The organism is Pedobacter sp. PLR (assembly GCF_026239675.1).
Classification (GTDB): domain Bacteria; phylum Bacteroidota; class Bacteroidia; order Sphingobacteriales; family Sphingobacteriaceae; genus Pedobacter.
Window position 1 is genome coordinate 674715 of the sequence record NZ_JAPIVQ010000003.1, and the last position, 19339, is coordinate 694053.

The window sequence follows — 19339 nt, forward strand, 5'->3', positions numbered from 1 at the left end:
AGGGATGCGGTGTGTCCTGATCCTAAACAAACCAAATATTGTTATGAAAATTAAATGCCAGGCGCGCTTTTTACTCGCAGTATTACTGTTGGCCACCTCACCGGTGTTCGCCCAGTTTAACATCGTTCCACTCCCTCAAAAGATGGTTGAAGGTGGTAGTCCATTTCTGATTAAACCACAAACAAAGATTTCTTACGCTAAAGGACTGAAACAACAGGCAGAACTGCTGGTTGCGGCATTGTCGCCGGCTACAGGATACGACTTCGTTTTAGTGGAGTCTGACCGTCCGGTCAGCGGGATTGCTTTGAGCACCGGAGATTCCGGTTCTTCAAATAAAGAAAGCTATAAGCTAAACGTTAATAAAGACCTGATCAGCATTAAAGGAAATACAAGTGCAGGGGTGTTTTATGGCATACAAACGCTGCTTCAGATGTTACCTCCGGAGGTTTACAATAAAGAGCGTCAGAAAGGCCTGAAATGGGAGATTAAAGGTGTTGCCATTACTGATGCACCCTTGTACCCATGGAGAGGGATGATGTTGGATGTTGCCCGTTATTTCTTCTCCAGGGAATATGTATTGAGGTTCATTGATATGATGGCCATGTACAAAATGAATGCGCTGCATTTTCACCTGACCGATGATTCGGGCTGGAGAATAGAAATTAAGAAATATCCAAAGCTGACTTCTATTGGTGGTTTCAGCGGTGTCGGACCAGATAGAAAAGGTGGTTATTATACACAGGAAGACCTGAAGGAAATTGTGGCTTATGCTACTACAAGGAATGTAGATATTATTGCTGAGCTGGAATTACCTGCTCATGCACAAGCTGCGATTGTGGCTTATCCTTATTTATGTTGTACTGGTGACCAGTATGAGGTTCCGACACAACATTCTATCAGTAAAGAGATTTTATGTGCGGGTAAAGAAACTACTTATGATTTTATTGATGACATCATTAAAGAGACCGTAGCGATCTTCCCTTCAAAATACCTGCATATTGGTGGTGATGAAGCGGTTTATACGCGTTGGAAAGCTTGTCCGGCATGTCAAAAGAAAAAAACAGAACTAGGTTTGAAAACGGAAGAGCAATTGCGCCTTCATTTCAACCGCCGCGTTCAGAAAATAGCCACTAAATATGGAAAAACCATTGTAGGATGGGATGAGATTATTGAAGATGGTTTAGAAGATAAAGCCGTTGGTATGATCTGGCATGAGCCTAAGAAAGCGTTTAAAGCTTCGGAAGCCGGACACTATTCGGTAATGTCGTTGACAGGATATTTGTACTTCGATGTGGCAGAAAGTGCTATTCCCGGAGAAATTAAAGCAGCCGGCTGGCTGCCTCCAATCTCTTTAGAGAAAGTTTACCAGTTGAATCCAATGCTGGAAGGTATGGATGAGAAATACCGTCCATTGATCTTAGGAGCATCGGCAACATTATGGTCAGATCAGTTTATTCATGGAACAATACTTCAGGAGATTCCAATTCTTAATGAGAACCGTTCAGAGCAATATTTTGACTACCTGACTTTCCCTAGGATGTCTGCTTTGGCAGAGGTATTATGGACGCCGGTAGCCAGACAAAACTGGACAGGTTTTGAAAATAGAATGCGCAGCCAATACAGCCGTTATGATGCTGCCGGAATCGGTTACCGTATGCCAGTACCAAAATTGATCAGTAATGAGAAAGGTGCGAATGGTTATGTGGTTAAACTGGAAAATCTGGTAGATGGTGCTGAGATACGTTATACCACTGATGGCACTATTCCAAATGTGTATTCGCCGGTTTATACAACAGCGGTTACCGTACCGGAATTGAGCAATTTTTACGCGATTACTGTGTTAAACAGAAGTCAGTTCTCTTTACCATTTTACTTCCCTGGTAAACATGAAAAGTTTAAAAAATATGGTGACCTGGTTGCAGAATGGAATTCTCAGAATGTTCAGGGTAAAGATTTCGGTATTCTGGAAATGAACAGCTCCGGAAAAATCAATGGCAATGGTGCTTATGCGCTTCATTTTTGGTATACCGGCGGAGATTCCCGTCTGGATATTCAATCAATTGAAGTGTTTAAAAACGGCGTTAAGGTGGCTGAAGATAAACATGAAGGCTTTAGCGGAAGTGACGCAAGTAATAACAAGTATAGTTTCAAAATCGATAACTATGAAACCGGTGCTGTATTTACTATAAAAGCAAAGGTTCGTGGGGATGTGAATGACAGCACTAATGGTGTAGTCATGATCAAAAAGATTTAATGTGGAGCGATGTTAATGATTGACATTTAATGTTGATTACAAATGAAAAATGCCCGGCAGTAATTTTACTGCCGGGCATTTTTGCTTATAATTTTACCTGTCGGATGATGTTCTTTACATTCAATTCAATGATATCGGTCATGGTTTCACACTCCAGATAATGTTGATCTGCAAAATGAGCAGCCATGCTTAGTTTTAACATATTGATGTTTTCAATGGTTGTCAATTCATCTTCATTTGATACATCTCTTAAATCAGCCAGACGGTGGCGCTCTGAACGCACGCGATGTAGTATCGACGACTTCTCTTCCTGCTGATATTGCAGAAATGTTTTATCGGTCAACTGTTCCGTGCACAATTTCACAAAGGGGTAGTTCTCCTTGAAAAACTGTGGTTGGTATACCTTTAAATTTCCTTCGTAAAACTGCTGGTCAAAATCTATGGCCCTGATTCTAAATTGTATGTCGTCAAAGTCTGGTGTAATCTGTACTACAAAATTATAGGCCCTCATATCTCCCAGTAAGGTCACCAAACACCGCTCATTAAATTTCACGAATTCCTTAGCGATACGGGTCTGGTTGTATTCCGGGTTGTGTAAATAGGTTTTTGCAAAGACATCGCCAGGGATTCCGGCAATATGTTCTTCAATCAGTGTTTCCCTGTCCACCAGGTAATTTACCTGATTTGGGGAGAAAATCTCTTCTAATTCCAGCCCGTAAATACGGGAGGCATCTGCCATTTTAACATAGAAATAATCGTAAACATCATTTAAGCGGTTTACAATCCGGACACGGAAAGGGTGGGTGTTACCAAAGGTGCAGTATTCAATCTTATCAATGTATTTATGTTGTACAATGCGCAGGTTACCCGATGCTTTTAAATTCGCATAAATTACCTTTAAGCCATTATGAAGACTTTCAATTCGATCGGAAGAGTAAATAGGTCCTTCCCATAAAGAATCCCGTCCATATTTATCCATGATGGGGTAGGATTCATCGAACATCATTAAATCACTGTAACTGATCGGAAGTCTGGACTCCCGCTGGTAGCTTCTCAGGTATTTCTGTAAGCCAGGAGAGACCGGGAAAATCGGTTTCTTCCTTGATATTTTTACGTCATTAGGTTCCATCAGCTTGTCTTTAGGCTCAATCAATTCGTATTAACGCTCAATTTAGTGTTTTCGGTCTTATTTTAAGAGTTTTATGTCTGATCGTTCCATTCCCGGAAATGACTGGTCCATACTTTTGTAGTGTAAAACAACACCAGGAAAGATGTCATTAAGAAAATATATCATCGTAAAAGGAAGCCCTATCTTATTTCCATCAGATCTGATTCACGCTGAGGTGGCGGGTAAAGACAATGAAGTGGAAAGTGCAGGGTTTTTCGCAATTGTGAAGGACAAAAAAGGTAAACGTGTGGTTTGTATTGGAGAAAGCAGTTCCTTATCCATTGCCAGCAAACCGGAAAGAGATCAGAAGCTAATTGCACGCTACCTGGGCATCGACGATTAGTATATTCCTTTTCATAAACGATTAAGGTATTCCTTCCTCATCAGGTGCAAGCCCTCCATATTCAAAGTAGAAATAACAATAATTAACCATAAAAATAACAAGATGAACAACAAATTTTTAGCTGTACTATTAGTGATCGCAACTGCATTTATTGCCTGTAAAAAAGATAAAGTACAAGAACCGGAAGAAAATGTACTGCCAACCGGAAAATACCGGTTGATTGAAATGATGCAATCTAATGCTGAGGGTAAAGATTCTGTAAGCGTAAAGTACCCGCTCAGCAGTTTAAGTCTGACCTTTGATCAGGATAAAAAGACGGCCAATGTATCTGGTAAGCCTGAGTTTCTACAAATGACAGGAAGCTATAAGGTGAGCGCTGATGGGCGACTGACAGATGGAAAAGTTTCCACTTCCAAGGGTGTTCCCGGAGAGAACGATCTTAACGTAGCGGATTTTCTAGCCATTGGAGAAAAATACGAATTAAAGGGAGGGAGTGTAGTTGTGCATACCAGAAACAAAGGTTACCTGGTGTTCAGTATGCAAAAGTAAACAATTACTTTTTACAAAATGACAGACAGCAGCTGCTCATTACAGACTGCTGTTCTGTTTTATCAAAACGTCGCCGGGTAGGGTATCGAACATGTTTTTATACACCTTTGCAAAATAATTCGGGCTGCTATAACCCAGCTCGTAAGCTACTTCCTGTACATTGTTAAAGTTACCGCTTTGTAAAAACTGTTGTGCCAGTAACAGTTTCTCATTCAGGAAAAACTGGTTTGGACTATCTTTTAGTATCTTTTTGAAAAGTCCTTTATACTTTGAAACAGACATGTCCGCCATATCTGCCATTTTTTGCAAGCCAGGGAACTCTGCCTGTAAATTCGCCATCAGGTATCCGGAAGTTTGAAATACACGCTCTATATCCTGATGAGATAGTTTGTTGATAATGGGTTCAAACCTGCTGGCACGCTCTACGAGGTAACCTAAGAGGTATAATGCGGTGCTTTTTAGCTTCAATTCAAAGGAAGGACTGATAAAATCATTTTCCTTCAACTGGCTCAGCAATATTTTGCTTCTGCTGTCGATATGGCTGTAGAAGAGCAGGGTGTTTTTGGACTCATCAAAAAGTAGGTTGTTCGTTTCCAGGTCTCTGGTTGATGCTGCCAGCTCTTTCATATGCCCTTTTTCAATGAATAACCTTAAGCTATAGGAGCGCTGACCTACCGGAGGCATGATCACTCCTTTCATACTACAATCCATAAATCCCATCCCTAATTTAGCATGGTATCCGGCTTTATGAACGGTGTTTCCAATAATATGCGTGGTTATCTCATCGCCGATGTCAAAATAAACCATGTAATAATTCTGGTCGGTAGGGACTCTGGTGATGGCTACGGGGACTTTAAAAGTCATATCTAGTAATAATACTGACAATCCTGGAGTAACTTCCAGAAAAATGGAACCTCCATCAGCAATGTTTTCCGGCATTGTTAAAATCTTATTGTCTTTTAGCGTTGCACCGATACCGTCTACGATTTGATGCTGCCATTCCGGGCCAAGGGTATAATGATAACAAAACTCTATTCTTTCCTGATCCATACTTATAACTGGCTAAGGTATTCTTTCGGTGTCACACCGAAAGTGTGTTTAAATTGTTCGATCAGGTGGCTCGAATCAAAGAAACCGAATTTATCGGCGATCTCTCCAATGGTAAATTCACCCGTTTCCAGCATTTCTTTTGCACAAGATAACTTGTTGCTCAGGAAAAATGCATGCGGACTAATGCCGCTGATTTTTTTGAAAAGTTTTTTGTATTTGGTCTCCGACATATTGGCCTCTGTTGCCAGTGCCTGAATTCCGGGAAAAGCGGTTTCAATATGGGTGATTAACCAGGCTTGTGAGCTGAGAATATTCCCGACGTCTTCCGGGAGCACCTGTCCGATAATGATTTCCTGATTGATGAGCTGGTCCAGGTAATCGGCGATCAGACCATAAACGGTGCCGGTGATGAAAACGTCGTATAATGGTCCTGCCGGAGGGGATTTTCTGAGTTCATTCATCAGCCACCAGGCATGATTGCTCATCCTGTCGAACCGAACAATGGTGTTGAGCTCCGGGTTGAAGATGGATTCTACAATTTGCTGGTGTTGGGGGATGCCCGATAAGTATTGTTTTAAAGCAGTTTTCTTGATGAAAATGGCGATCATATAGGTTGTTGAACCTGATTTTACCTGGAAGTCCCCGTTTAAATCTGCATCAAATATGCCCAGATTATATCCCCAGCGCCCGGCGGATCTGCTGACATTATTTAAGATGTGAATAGAATCACCTTCGCTGAGGTTAAAATAAAGTCCGACAAAGTCGCTGCGGGTATTCCTTAGTTTGAAGACCACATCCTGCCGGTAGGTGACATCAATGATAAAAGCGGTCAAATGATCATTAATCGGGAGCACATAACGGTTGCCCTGTTGTACTTCATCTGCAATACGGATATAATTCCCGTCTACATAGCCGCCGATTTGTGCAGCAAGACCTGCTACCCAATCCAATTCTACACCATATTGGTGGACTACTTCCTTCATTTAAGATTGTCTTTAAGTTTTTGCACAACCAGATTAACCTTCATTCAAATATAGTTTTTTCTGCCCGTGATCTCTGTAAAATTTATTGGGATAATGGCAGGTAATACCAGGGAAACTGGCATCGGTTTAGATTTGGATGCTGCCTAAAATGGTCTGTATAGGAGGATTACATTTTTCATTGATGAAAATAATACGTAATTTTCTACCTTATTAATTAGCGACAGATTCTCCATCTTATATCTCATGAAAAAACCAGTACGTTACCGGTCGTCACTGCTCAGTCGTTTTAAAAAATGGCTAAGGTCTATTGTTTTGCGCTGGAAAAAAGGAGAAGATGCCTTGTGTAATCTGGAGAATTTCCCTGTAATGGATTTTAAAGAAGTCGCCCTGGTCAGAGCTGAAATCAGCACCGGTATTGTGTTGGATGAGGCCTGTAATTATGCGGTGTATCCCGATCAAAAGGTTTATACCGTTTTTGAAAACATGGATAAGGGGCTAAAATATGCCAGACAAATTATTGAGGAAAGAAGAAATATCGAATGTATCCTTTATGGCATAGACCAAAGGGTGTTACATTGCGTGAATTGTGATAATCTGGAGACTTATTAGCTTCCTGACTTTCTCATTTTTGTCTTTAATGTTTCATACAAATCACTGCATTTGAACATGTATTGCTCCACTTGCTGGTCAGAGAAATCTTCAAGAAAGGTAACAGGAAGCTTTAACATCTTTTTGATGACAGGCATTTTCAGGAGTTTTTCCTTTTCCTCGTCGTAGTAATTCCAATTTCCGGTGTATTGATTGTTGATGAGGTTGATGTTGGAATTTCCACTGCCATCATTAGCTGCATTTCCAAATTCATACCTGCTCATAGCGGCCAGTCTGATTTTTTTCCGCGCTTTATCGTATACGAAATAGCAAGTATATCCGGCCCTCATCCAGTTGTTGAAAAACTCAAAGCCATTTTCCTGTAGCCTGATGCCCGACATCACCAGCTCTACGTTTTCAATTTCTTTACTGTTGATTTCCTGAAAGCCCTGACCGGACAGCTTACACATGATCCTGGATGATTTTTTATCGAAGAAAATACTGTCCGGGTGCTGATCGGCATCGAGGTCTTTGACTAAGGTATCTGGTTTTAGTTCCTGAGCATGGCAAAAAGCGAAGAAGAATATACTAAATATGATGCTGAGCAGGCTATGTTTTTTCATTGTTTTGAGGGTAGCCCATAAAAATAGGATGTTTATAGTGAAATATTCTTTTTATATCCGAAATTGGCTTCATAGATCCTTCTGGTCTTGTATTTTTAATGGGCAATAAAATTATTCAGTTTATATTTTTTGGGAATTACTTTGTGGGCATATTGGCCGTGGCTTTAACGCTGGAAGCTACGGAACAACTTAAACTGCCCTTTAATTCCATTAACTATTACCTGTTATTGTTTTTAGCACCAACGATTTACTACACTTACGCTTACCATAAAATGTCTGCGCAACCGGTGCCAAACAATCCGCGGAGTATGTGGTATTTTCAGCATAAGCACCTCATTAAATGGAGTCAGGCGATACTTTTTACGGTTTGCCTGGGACTGGCCATCAGCCTGCTTTATCAGAATTACCAGAATATCCTGGACCTTCCTGTGAATTACTGGGTGGCAATTGGGGTGATTGTTTTTGCCGGTGCTTTTTATTATGGCTTGCTGCCAAAATCCTTCCGACAATTGAATCTGAGGAATACCGGATGGTTAAAAGCATTTGTAATCGGGTTTGTCTGGGCTTGCTGCGCGAATGTGATGCCCCTGATTATGCTTAAAATTGAAACCGGGGTTGGCTACCATGATCCTTTATTATGGACCTGGCTGTTCATTAAAAACTGGATGTTTTGTACGGTGAATGCTATTATTTTCGACATCAAAGATTATCCTACGGATTCTAATAAACAATTGAAAACTTTTGTAGTCCGCTTTGGCTTAAGAAAGACCATCTTTTATATTTTGATTCCTTTGTTAATCGTTGGGATCATCGCTTTATTCATTTTTGTGAGTTATAAAGGTTTCGGACCGGTTCCGTTTCTACTGAATTTATTGCCTTTCCTGCTGACCATTTACATTGCCTACACCATGAGACGCAGGAAAAATATCTTATATTATCTGATGGTGATTGATGGATTGATTTTGTTTAAAGCCATTTGTGGAATACTGGCAATGCAGTTTATGCCTTTAACCTAATGCGCTATTCACCTGTAAATAATGTTCTATTCAGCTAATACGCCAGGTTTATGATAAATAACTATGATAAAATAGCTCGTTATTATGATCGGTTGAGTCGCCTGATTTTCTTTAAATCGCAGGTGAATGCACAGATTCATCAGCTGCGCTATCTTCCTGAAAAAGGGAGGGTGTTGATCGTTGGGGGAGGGACAGGTTGGATTTTGGAAGAAATCGATAAAGTTCGTCCGGAAGGGTTGCACCTGGTTTATGTCGAAATTTCAGCGAAGATGATGGAGCTGTCAAAGCAGAAGATGGCGGATTTGAAAAAGCAAAAGACGAGCGCAAATACCATTGATTTCCTGAATATTGGGATTGAAGAGTTTTCTGCTGATGTGACTTTTGATGTGATTTGTACGCCTTTTTTGTTTGATAATTTTGCAGAGGAAAGGGTTGTAATGGTCTTTCATCATTTGGATGCTATGCTCAGGGATGGGGGACTTTGGTTTCATACGGATTTTAATTTAACAGGAACAAAGACGGAAACTGCCGGAGGAGATCCTGATGGGAAATCCGTTGGAGGAAACGGAGGCTGGTGGAAACCTGTTTTCTTAACCCTGATGTATCGGTTTTTTAAATTGGCGGGGAATGTAGAAGCTTCAAAGTTGGTGAGTATGATGCCTTATTTTACAGCAGCAGATTATAAACTATTGGAAGAAAGGTATTATTATAGGAAATTTATTCAGAGCTTAGTTCTTGAAAAAACACCTGAGCACAAAAGGGGGTGTAAAGAATAGAAAAATAGCATTGGTTAAAATAAGTAGAATCACAGAATTGATCATTAGGTAACATGGAATCAACGGTGTCGTTTTATCAGGATTTAGTGAGCCATAAGCTATCGCTTCCGGTGCTTTTGAAGGATGAAAAATACTTACATCCTGTACCTTCCGATTGGCATGTTATTATCACAGACATCAAAGGTTCTACTGGAGCAGTAGCTGCAGGGCTTCATGAAACGGTTAATCTGATCGCTACCGGTAGCATCGTTACCGTATTAAATCTTGCTCACAAAGCAGGAATCACTATTCCTTTCTTTTTTGGTGGTGATGGTGCCACTTTTATAGTTCCTGGAGTTCTGCTGGACATCGCCATGAAAGGTTTGTTGAGGTTTAAAACAAACACGCTAGCCAATTTTAACCTCCAGCTGCGGGTTGGAACCGTCTCTGTTCAACAGATTTATCAGCAAGGAAAAGATCTGAATATCAGTAAATACAGTGTTTCTTCTTTCTTTTCCATTCCGGTAGTTTTGGGAACAGGCTTAAGCTATGCGGAGCAACTGGTGAAAGGAGATGATTACCTCTTGTCACCAGATTTACTTCCTGCTGAGGAGCTGGATTTAACCGGGATGCAGTGCCGCTGGGATAAAATTGATCCCCCGGAAAATAACCAGGAGATTGTTACGCTGCTGATTATAGCAAAAGAGGGAAGACGTTCCTCCCTGGTTTTTAGTAAAGTAATTGATCAGCTGGAAGAAATCTATGGGAGTCTTCAGAAAAGGCAACCAATTTCGGTGAATAAATTGCGGTTGAAATCTACTTTCGCCAGGTTGAAAATGGAGATGAGGGCTAGAATTGGAAGTACAAAGCTTTTTGAACTGATTCAAAACTGGTTGATTAATGGATATGGGTATATCTATTTTAGAACAGAAAAGGGAAAGAATTACCTGAATCGTCTGGTAGAGATGTCGGATACATTGGTTATTGATGGCCGTATAAATACCGTCATTTCTGGCAATGAAACGCAACGTTTACTGCTTGAAAACGCTTTAGACCTGATGGAAAAATCAGGTGATATTTTATATGGCATACACCTCAGCAGGAATTCTGTAATGTCTTGTTATGTCCGTGATCTTGAAAATGACCATATTCATTTTGTAGATGGTTCAGAAGGTGGGTATACGCAGGCCGCCAGGCAATTGAAAGGGAAAATTGCAAAGAATTGCTGTTGATTTTCCTGACCTTACTAAGTATTATCTTTATATAATTTATTTTACCTACACCTATTTTGGAAAATAAATAGAGTCACCTAATGGGGATTGCCAATTGTGGAGGCAAGCAGGTTTTGCGGGTTAAAGGTTTTTCTGAATCTTTCGCATTTAAAAGGTCTGGTTCAGCCTGAAATCAGTAAATTGGGACAACCAAATGATAACCAGGAACCAACAAAATGATGAAAAGAACACTGCTGACGACGCTTGTCGTACTGATTTTCCTATCCGGAAGTTTCGGGCAAACCCAAACCCAAACCCAAACTCAAACTCAAACCCAAGCCCTGACCCAAAACAAGACTCAATCAGGAGCTAAACTTCATTCCCAAAAGAATCCTGTTGATCAGGCTAATCGCGCGGATTGGTTCAAAGAAGCCAGGTTCGGTATGTTTGTTCACTGGGGGCTTTACAGCATTTTAGCGGGGCAGTACAAAGGGCATAACCTTCCGGATACCACTTTTAAATACGGGAACAGCTGGTATGCCGAATGGATTCAGCAAAGGTTAGAAATTCCGGCAAAGGAATACCAGGAATTGGCGACTCAGTTTAACCCTATCCACTTCGATGCAGATCAGTGGATTCTGGAGGCAAAAAACGCGGGTATGAAATATTTTGTGATTACTGCTAAACATCATGATGGTTTTGCATTGTGGGACAGTAAGGTTTCTACTTTTGATATTGCTAATAGTCCGCTGAAAGGAAGAGACATACTGGGGGAACTGGCTAAAGCCTGTAAAAAGTATGGGTTGAAATTTGGATTTTACTATTCTCACTGGCAGGATTGGGAGCATCCGGGCGGAGATTGGCCGGAATGGAGTAAAGTCAAAAGAAGCGATGCACAGTTTGAAAAATATTGGAAAGAAAAATCATTGCCACAGGTGCAGGAGTTGATTCAAAGATATGACCCTGATTTATTATGGTTTGATACCTGGGACGAGCCCAATAAAATCACCGGACATAGACGGGATGAGCTGATTTCCTTAGTTAGAAAATATAGTCCTAAATGTTTAATTAACGGACGTATTCGTTATCAGGGGCCGGGCGACGATATTGACTTTTTAGAAATGCATGACAACCAGTATCCGGAAAAGATTTTGGAACGTCCATGGCAAACACCTGCTACCATGGTACATTCCTGGGGCTGGCATGCTACAGATTATAGCTGGAAGCCGGCGACAGAAATGTTGGGATATCTGGTTAGTAATACCGCTAAGGGTGGCAATTATCTGTTAAATGTAGGGCCCATGCCTGATGGACGTATCCCTGTAGCAGCAGTTCACCGACTTCGGGAAATGGGAGGCTGGCTAGTCGCCAATGGCGCAGCAGTTTATGATACTAAACCTTTGAAAGGTGTTTCCGCACCTTCAGGAGTGGTATTTACGGAATCCAATAAGAAAAAGGGAGACCGCGAGATATTCGTCAGCATCATTAAACCCTTAACTACCGGAGCATTGATCTTGCCATTTAATCAGTCTGATGTGATCAGTTGCAATATGCTGGAAACTGGTCAGCCTGTAGAGTTTACAGAAGCAACTGCTCATGCGGTTAAACTTAAACTCAGTAAAGCGCAGCTGTCTATGGCGGATGGGATTCCTGTCATCAGCCTCCGCTTAAAAAATGAGTTAGATAAATAGGAAATTAAATATAATTGTATATTTATCCTTATACGTTTAGCTATTAGTCATAAATTATTATGAAAACTTCTACAAATGATCCGTTCGATTTAGACAATTGTATCAGAGGCTTGAGTATGTTGATGAGCTCTGTTCATTCAGATTTTTATGAATTTATTTATTACCTCACCTTTAAAAAGGAATTTAAGGCATATTATAGTGAATTTAATAATCCCTGGGAATCGCCGATTGAGGATGGTGCTTTCTTTGATGATGTGGAGGATCCATGTGTTCAAAACTGCTTAAAGGCTTTTACCATGATAGGTCAGGCAAAGGAAGAATTGAATACCTGGTTTGGGATCAGTGACGAGGAGGGTGAAGAGGTACGAATGGCAACATATGCCATCGAAGGAATGCGTTTTAAGCCCTTTCAGGTGTTTTTTAAACGTAGTAAAAGCTACAAAAAGCTTAAATTAAGCTACGAACGTTCCCTTGCAGAATTTATCCATAGCATGTTCTTATATTCCTGTGCTTTAACTGCGCAGAGCAATAAAATCCCTTTGCTGTTAAAAAGACAGTTTAAGCTGGCTAATGATGATGCATTTAGATTGCTCAATCAGGACGATAATCAGGTTGTTTTACTGATTGGGTTGATGAAAGGCTTGAAAAAGCTGCTTAATGAGCTTCGTCTGGACATTTACACACCTGTAATCGCGGTTAGAAAGCCGCAGCGTAAGTCTAATCTGAACTCCAAAGACGCAGATAATTCCAAAAAATAAAGCAATATTAAATCCTCACCGGGCCTGGGGTATACCAAGCCCGGTTTGAAGGAACACTCTTTTATTTTATTCGCTAGTTAAAAACAATTGCGTATTACATTCGTTGTATTACAAATTCAAGAACAATGGATCTATTATTCGCATAACTACTTAATTCTTTGGAGTCAAGCAATAATATCTGATAGATTTTAATTTCTAAGTGTTTTTACACTTTTTCTATGTTTTGTTTTTAAGAAAGCAATTCAGGATATGGAAACAGGTATTTGAATAAGTGATTAAGATAAAACCAGATGAAAAATATTAAGGCTCCCCCTTCAGATATCACCTATGAAAAGCAATTAAAGGCCTACCAAAAAAGAATTTCTAATATATTGGAAAGCTTTACTGACGCTTTTTTTGAAGTGGATGGCAATTGGACTGTTACCTATTGGAACAAGCAGGCAGAGCAGGTGTTGATGATGCCGAGGAAAGATATCATTGGCAAAAACCTCTGGGAAGTTTATGCTGATGCGATTCCGCTGAAATTTTACACAGAGTACCATCGCGCTGTAGCAGAAAATACATCGGTACGTTTTCAGGAATATTTTGAACCTAAGAAAGTCTGGCTGGAAGTTGCGGCCTTTCCATCCGGGGAAGGATTGTCTGTTTATTTTAAGGACATTACTGCTCATAAACTGGCCACTGAGCAACTGGAAAAGGAAAAACAGCGATACATTGACTTGTTCAACCTGAGTCCAATTCCTCAATGGGTATACAATCAAAAGACACTCGCTTTTCTGGATGTAAATGAAGCTGCGATAAATTTTTATGGTTATACGCGGGCGCAGTTTTTAAAAATGACGATTAAAGATGTCCGGCCTTTAGAAGACCGTGAGGTTTTGCAGGAGGTGGTGATTCAAACGCTCCATTTAGGCGACATTAACCAATCGATTACCCGTCATTGTAAAAAGAACGGGGATTTGGTTTATGTTTCCGTGGAAAGTAATGCCGTTTGGTTTAAAGATATTGCCGCTTGTCAGGCATTGGTAATAGACCGTACCAAGCAGATTATGGCAGAATATGCGTTGTTCAGCAGTGAACAAAGGTTTAAAGCAATTGTTCAGAATGGTTCGGACCTCATCGCCATTGTAGATACTGAAGGAATATATAAATATCTGAGTCCGGCAGCGATTACCATTCTGGGCATTGATCCCGGAAAGCTGTTAGGGGAAAATATCTTTGATTTCATTCATCCTGATGATCAGGAAGAAACGAGACGCCAGTTTAACAAGATAAAAAAACCTAAACAGGCGGCTATTCCTCCATTTCGATTTAAAAATAATCAGGGGGATTACCGTTGGATGGAAACGATTATGACCAATATGATGGATGATCCCGCAGTTCAGGGGATGGTTTGGAATTCAAGGGATATTACAGAAGATATTGAGAACAAAAGAAAAATTGCGGAGAGTATCGGAAGATATAATATTGTGTCTAAGGCCACCAGTGATGTCATCTGGGACTGGAATATGGATACGGGAAGTATCCTTTGGAACAAGGGTATTAAGGAAGTTTTTGGCTATGCTAATATCCATACCAGTCAGCACTGGCTGCTGGAAAGAATTCATCCGGAGGATGTGAAGCTGGTGTTGGAGGAGTTTGAATTGCTCACCACCAATAAAAAGACAAGGTTAACACTGGAATATAGGTTTCGCTGTGCGGATGGTACTTACAAGTCGGTATTAGACCGTTCTTTTATCGTATTTGATACCCTGGGAAAGCCGGTACGTATGATTGGTTCCATGCAGGACATTACGGAAAGGATCAACCATATCAAAGCAATAGAATCACAAAACAGGCAGTTAAGAGAAATTTCCTGGATACAATCGCACGAAATCCGCGCCCCTTTAGCCCGTATTATGGGCCTCGTAGAACTTTTAGACGAGTATTCTTCTGATGAAGTTTTAAAAGATTATATCTCGCATTTAAAGTCTTCTTCCGATGAGCTTGATGAGGTGATCAGGGCAATTATGAAGAATGCATTCCCTCAGACTCTGGCAGGAGGCAGAAAATAATACTTCTTATCCTACATCAATGTGGAAGCATAGTGGCTAAGGTATCTTTGTATACAATAATTAATTCGCTAAGGGTTATTAGTTCGTTCTCAATTGAAATGTAATATAACCAGGGATTGATTATTGTCTAAAAAAGGAGAAATATAATGAAAAAGGTAATTGAAAAAATCGTGACAAATTCTGGCAGACCACACATGGTTGGTGATGGGTTTAGGGTATTTAATTATATCCCGGGAGCAGGTATCCCTCAGGAAAGAATCAGCCCGTTTTTACTCCTGGACTTTAATCCCGAGTATGATTTTGGTCCTTCAAATCATGTCAGAGGCGTAGGTGTTCACCCACATAAAGGTTTTGAAACCGTAACTATTGCTTACAAAGGAACAGTTGCGCATCATGATAGTACAGGTAGTCATGGGGTGATCAATTCTGGTGATGTACAATGGATGACGGCTGGTAATGGTATTTTACATAAAGAGTATCATGAAGAAGCGTTCTCTAAAAAAGGTGGTCCTTTTGAAATGGTACAGTTATGGGTAAATCTGCCTAAAAAAGATAAATCAGTAACGCCACATTATCAGGAGTTAACTGCTGCGGGTATGGGGAAACTGGAATTGCCGGATGGCGCTGGTGTGGTCAATGTAATTGCAGGTAATTTTAACGGAATTGCAGGCCCTGCTCAAACTTATAGTCCGGTAAATTTGTTTGACATTAAGTTGAACGAAGGTGGAACGGTAAGTACCTCTGTTTCTGCTACACACAACACGGCTTTATTAGTAGTGAATGGTAGTGTAGAGGTAAACGGAGAAGCTGTGGGAGAACATAATTTTGTCTTGTTTGCGAATGAAGGAGAAGAGATTCACTTGAAAGCAAATCAAAGTAGTGTGATCTTATTGATGAGTGGCGAGCCTTTAAATGAGCCTATCGTGAGTTATGGTCCGTTTGTAATGAATACAGATGAAGAAATCAGTCAGGCAATCGTTGATTTTAACATGGGTAAATTTGGTGAATTGGCTGATTAATTAAAATATATAAGGCTATGAATGAGGAATATGTGAGTCTACCCCTGGTGAAGAACCCGGAAGAACATCGTTTTGAACTTAAAGTAGGGGAGTATACTGCGTTTATCGAGTATAAAGAACGCGATAAGAAGATCTGGTTGATCCATACGGAGTCGCCGGAAGAATTAAAAGGTAAAGGTGCAGCTACGGCAGTGATAGAAAAAACGTTGGCTTATATCGAAGACAACGGTTATAAATTGATTCCGTTATGTCCGCTGGTTGCTGCTTATCTGAAACGTCATCCGGACTGGAACCGGATTGTAGACTGATATTCCGTTTGTCCTCCTTAACGAAAGCCCGGTAATTTGATTGCCGGGCTTTTCTTTTTTAAATCTTCAGCCAATCTTCTTTACTGATCTCAAACCAGTCACATTTTATCCCTTCATGGTCGAAATGACCAGTGATTTTTAACCCTGATTTCTGTAACGCATGGCGGGAACCTGCATTCTCCCCATGTGCCATTGCATAAACGGTCTCCAGATTCATTTCTTCGAACGCATACTTCAATGATGCTTTTGCGGATTCCGTAGCATAACCTTTGCCCCAATGTTCTTTTAGAAAGCGGTAACCGACTTCATAAAAGTGGTTGCGGTCATTGATGGGAACCGTGATGAACTTCAAACCTCCCCAACCCACAAATGTTTTAGTTTCCTTATCAATAACGGCCCATCTGCCAATACCATTTTCTTCATACTGCTGTCTGATGAAGCGGATATTCTCTTCTGATTCACTGATGTCTTTAAAAGGTTTGTTGCCCAGGTATTTATGTACCTCCGGATCAGCATCCATTTTGAACATTGATGGGGCATCCTCCAGGGTAATCTCTCTTAAAATAATACGATCAGTTTCTGCAAAAATTTTCATAGGGGAATAAAGTAAGTATGCTGCGCTATAAGCGGACTAATAAAAGACTACAAAATTGCTCAATACTTTAGGATTATAAAAATTTTACTGGTTTTAAAAAATAATTGACTGGAATATAGTTTAAAGACTAAAATATTCTTATTATTGAGTTTACTATAGTCATGAAATCAAAAAAGATAACTACGGAACGTCTTTATTTACTGCCATTTACAATTCAGATTGCAAAGGAGGTCATGGACGGACATTTTACTTCATTATCAGCTCAGGGATTGAACCCGGGCAAAGGCTGGCCGGACGAGGATTTGATGGAATGTCTGCCGCGGATTATTGAAAATCTGGAGTTGGCAGGAGAACCATCGGGTTTTGAGTCCTGGATGATCATTGATAAAGCCAGCAAATCGCTGATTGGTGATGGGGGGTTTAAAGGGCGTCCGGATGCGGAAGGAGTAGTAGACCTTGGTTATGGAATTATTGCCGCTGAGAGACGTAAAGGTTATGCTGCTGAGGCGGCCGAAGGGCTGATCAAATGGGCATTTAAACAGCCTGAAGTAAAAGTGATCACTGCCCGTTGCAGGCACGTCAATGAAGCCTCTACAAAAACGCTGACCAACTTAGGTTTCTATCAGAAGTTTATCAAAGAGGAGATGGTACATTGGTTTTTACTTAGGGAACCAAATAAAAAAATAACCGAATAAAAAACGGGATAGAGATCCGGGAACGATCTGCTACCCCGCCGAGAATAGAAAATTATATAGTTTTAGGAGTATACACTTTAATTTGTCCGTCGCCCTCACTGCTTACCAGTAACAAGCTCTTTTTAGTCGGACTATTTTTTGCTGCAATGAAAAGCACACCTTCTGGTGCATCTCCTGTTTTTAGCAATTGAAGGAATACAGGCTTTGAAGGATTGCTGACGTCATAAATTGCTACTGCATCAGATCTTTCCAGTCCTACAAAAGCTAGTTTTTTAGCACCAACAGTACCAATGGTGATGCCTTCCGGCTCCAACCCTTTATCATCACTTCTGTTGTCATCATAAAATCCTGCTGCAATATTCTTTGCATCCAGTTCATTTTTACTGTCATATACCTGCGCTCCGCTATTGCCATTCCATACGCTGAAAGAACGTGCGCCAAAAGAATACAGTTCATCAAAATCGCCATCCCCATCAGTATCGCCTAAAGTAGTGCTGATATTTAACTTACCCAATTGCTCGTCCTTTTTCAATAAGCTTGCGGTAGGGAAGACTGTAGGGTCTAAAATGATGGTTTTATCTTTGATTTTCTGGATCTCGGAGAAGCCTGCATACTCTCGTGAATCCCCCTCATTGGCGGTAAATAAATAGGGTGTTCCTGCGGATTCCAATACTGCGATGGCATCCGGAAGGTACATTCCTTTCACTTTCCACTTGCCTAAAAGCATGACGTTGTCTTTGTCGCTGGGATCAATTTCGTTGCCATCAAGGTTATAATCTTTAAAGCCTAAAGGGAAAATATCGGTTACTGTTTTGTTGTCAATATTGATTTTCGCAATCGCATTATTTTCCTGTAGGGTGACCCAGGCTGTTTTTGAATCCTCAGAAATCGTGATATATTCCGGCTCAATGTCTTTCAGGAAATCATTTCCGGGACCAAATACACGAAAACCTTTCGTCATTAGTGCTGCCTTCTGACTGGCAAAAGCAGCGCAGTCGATGGTGGTTACTGCGTAATTATTGGCTACAGAAATGATGGAAACCGTACCTATAGGGTCAATAGTATAGGTGTCATTAGGTTCTCCTTCATTGGCGGATAAGATGTATTTGCCATCGGGAGAGAATGTTACCATATCCGGTAAAGCGCCAACAGTTACTACCTTAACCTCACTATAATCACTGGTTTTGAAAACCACTACCTTACCATTTGCCTGTTTATCTGTTGATTCTATTGCTGCGGCAAGTTTTCCATCATGCACGCTTACACTATTCACTAAACCGCCATAAGGGGCAACGGGAATACTGCCAATGCTTTTCATGGCGGTAGGATCTTTAAAGTCGATCACCTCAATTCTGTTATTCCCCGCGGTATTATTCACCACAAATAAACGCTTGGTAGCAGGGTCAAAAGCAGTGATTTCCGCAGCTCCGGCTCCTCCAACAGTGTAACTGGCGATTTCAGCAAAAGTCCCCGCATCTTCATTGACCAGAACTTCCGGTATTTCGGTAATGAGTGTTTCTGCTTTTTTACAGCCAATAAAGGCAATCAATAAGAAACTAAATAGTATGTTTTTATTCATATCAAAGGTTTGTTGGTTATAGATTGGCTCAAAGGTATTCTCCTGGTGTAAGCTGCCCTTAAGTTTAAGGTTATCATATTGTTAACCCGGGGAGGTTATT

At 40.6% G+C, this 19339-nt stretch carries 19 protein-coding genes; 13 read left to right on the forward strand and 6 right to left on the reverse strand.

Going from position 1 to position 19339, the window contains the following annotated elements; genetic code table 11:
* Positions 1–43: 43 nt before the first annotated feature.
* Positions 44–2254, forward strand: coding sequence for a family 20 glycosylhydrolase (locus tag OQX61_RS10065; protein ID WP_265841526.1), 2211 nt, complete (start codon positions 44–46; stop codon positions 2252–2254).
* A gap of 85 nt (positions 2255–2339) precedes the next feature.
* On the opposite strand, the gene OQX61_RS10070 is transcribed toward OQX61_RS10065, so the two are convergent.
* Positions 2340–3383, reverse strand: coding sequence for a hypothetical protein (locus OQX61_RS10070; protein WP_265841527.1), 1044 nt, complete (start codon positions 3381–3383; stop codon positions 2340–2342).
* A 142-nt stretch (positions 3384–3525) separates the two neighbouring features.
* Between OQX61_RS10070 and OQX61_RS10075 the strand changes: the two genes are divergently transcribed.
* A complete protein-coding gene (locus OQX61_RS10075; RefSeq protein WP_265841528.1) occupies positions 3526–3765 on the forward strand; it encodes a hypothetical protein in 240 nt (79 codons plus the stop codon).
* A 102-nt stretch (positions 3766–3867) separates the two neighbouring features.
* Positions 3868–4314 carry a hypothetical protein gene (locus OQX61_RS10080; protein WP_265841529.1) on the forward strand — a complete coding sequence of 149 codons (447 nt, stop codon included), beginning with the start codon at positions 3868–3870 and terminating at the stop codon, positions 4312–4314.
* Positions 4315–4353: 39 nt separating this feature from the next.
* On the opposite strand, the gene OQX61_RS10085 is transcribed toward OQX61_RS10080, so the two are convergent.
* A complete protein-coding gene (locus OQX61_RS10085) occupies positions 4354–5364 on the reverse strand; it encodes an AraC family transcriptional regulator (protein WP_265841530.1) in 1011 nt (336 codons plus the stop codon).
* Between the two features lie 2 nt (positions 5365–5366).
* Positions 5367–6347: an AraC family transcriptional regulator gene (locus OQX61_RS10090; protein ID WP_265841532.1), complete on the reverse strand. Its 981-nt coding sequence runs from the start codon at positions 6345–6347 to the stop codon at positions 5367–5369.
* 243 nt (positions 6348–6590) lie between these two features.
* Here OQX61_RS10090 and OQX61_RS10095 point away from each other — a divergent pair, with 243 nt between their 5' ends.
* On the forward strand, positions 6591–6956 hold the full coding sequence (locus OQX61_RS10095) for a hypothetical protein (protein ID WP_265841533.1): 366 nt from the start codon (positions 6591–6593) through the stop codon (positions 6954–6956).
* Here OQX61_RS10095 and OQX61_RS10100 read toward each other — a convergent pair.
* Positions 6953–7558: a hypothetical protein gene (locus tag OQX61_RS10100; RefSeq protein ID WP_265841534.1), complete on the reverse strand. Its 606-nt coding sequence runs from the start codon at positions 7556–7558 to the stop codon at positions 6953–6955. The two genes, OQX61_RS10095 and OQX61_RS10100, sit on opposite strands and share 4 nt — an antisense overlap.
* A 98-nt stretch (positions 7559–7656) precedes the next feature.
* Here OQX61_RS10100 and OQX61_RS10105 point away from each other — a divergent pair, with 98 nt between their 5' ends.
* The 8 genes from OQX61_RS10105 to OQX61_RS10140 all read left to right on the forward strand — a co-directional run bounded on the left by OQX61_RS10105 (position 7657) and on the right by OQX61_RS10140 (position 16370).
* Positions 7657–8574, forward strand: coding sequence for a UbiA family prenyltransferase (locus OQX61_RS10105; RefSeq protein WP_265841535.1), 918 nt, complete (start codon positions 7657–7659; stop codon positions 8572–8574).
* Positions 8575–8624: 50 nt separating this feature from the next.
* Positions 8625–9350 carry a class I SAM-dependent methyltransferase gene (locus OQX61_RS10110; protein WP_265841536.1) on the forward strand — a complete coding sequence of 242 codons (726 nt, stop codon included), beginning with the start codon at positions 8625–8627 and terminating at the stop codon, positions 9348–9350.
* A 53-nt stretch (positions 9351–9403) separates the two neighbouring features.
* Positions 9404–10561, forward strand: a complete 1158-nt coding sequence (locus OQX61_RS10115) for a DUF3095 domain-containing protein (protein ID WP_265841537.1) — start codon at positions 9404–9406, stop codon at positions 10559–10561.
* Positions 10562–10776: 215 nt separating this feature from the next.
* Entirely contained in the window at positions 10777–12231 is a 1455-nt protein-coding gene (locus OQX61_RS10120) for an alpha-L-fucosidase (RefSeq protein WP_265841538.1), read from the forward strand.
* Positions 12232–12290: 59 nt separating this feature from the next.
* Complete coding sequence (locus tag OQX61_RS10125) at positions 12291–12989, forward strand: hypothetical protein (protein ID WP_265841539.1); 699 nt, start codon at positions 12291–12293, stop codon at positions 12987–12989.
* Positions 12990–13279: 290 nt separating this feature from the next.
* Positions 13280–15043 carry a PAS domain S-box protein gene (locus tag OQX61_RS10130; RefSeq protein WP_265841540.1) on the forward strand — a complete coding sequence of 588 codons (1764 nt, stop codon included), beginning with the start codon at positions 13280–13282 and terminating at the stop codon, positions 15041–15043.
* Between the two features lie 146 nt (positions 15044–15189).
* A complete protein-coding gene (locus OQX61_RS10135) occupies positions 15190–16062 on the forward strand; it encodes a pirin family protein (RefSeq protein ID WP_265841541.1) in 873 nt (290 codons plus the stop codon).
* Between the two features lie 17 nt (positions 16063–16079).
* Entirely contained in the window at positions 16080–16370 is a 291-nt protein-coding gene (locus tag OQX61_RS10140; RefSeq protein WP_265841542.1) for a GNAT family N-acetyltransferase, read from the forward strand.
* Positions 16371–16428: 58 nt separating this feature from the next.
* Here the strand turns inward: OQX61_RS10140 and OQX61_RS10145 are convergent, their stop codons facing one another.
* Positions 16429–16965: a GNAT family N-acetyltransferase gene (locus OQX61_RS10145; RefSeq protein ID WP_265841543.1), complete on the reverse strand. Its 537-nt coding sequence runs from the start codon at positions 16963–16965 to the stop codon at positions 16429–16431.
* A gap of 161 nt (positions 16966–17126) precedes the next feature.
* On the opposite strand from OQX61_RS10145, the gene OQX61_RS10150 reads away from it, so the two are divergent.
* Positions 17127–17660, forward strand: coding sequence for a GNAT family N-acetyltransferase (locus OQX61_RS10150; protein WP_265841544.1), 534 nt, complete (start codon positions 17127–17129; stop codon positions 17658–17660).
* Between the two features lie 52 nt (positions 17661–17712).
* On the opposite strand, the gene OQX61_RS10155 is transcribed toward OQX61_RS10150, so the two are convergent.
* A complete protein-coding gene (locus OQX61_RS10155) occupies positions 17713–19239 on the reverse strand; it encodes a choice-of-anchor I family protein (RefSeq protein WP_265841545.1) in 1527 nt (508 codons plus the stop codon).
* Between the last annotated feature and the right edge of the window lie 100 nt (positions 19240–19339).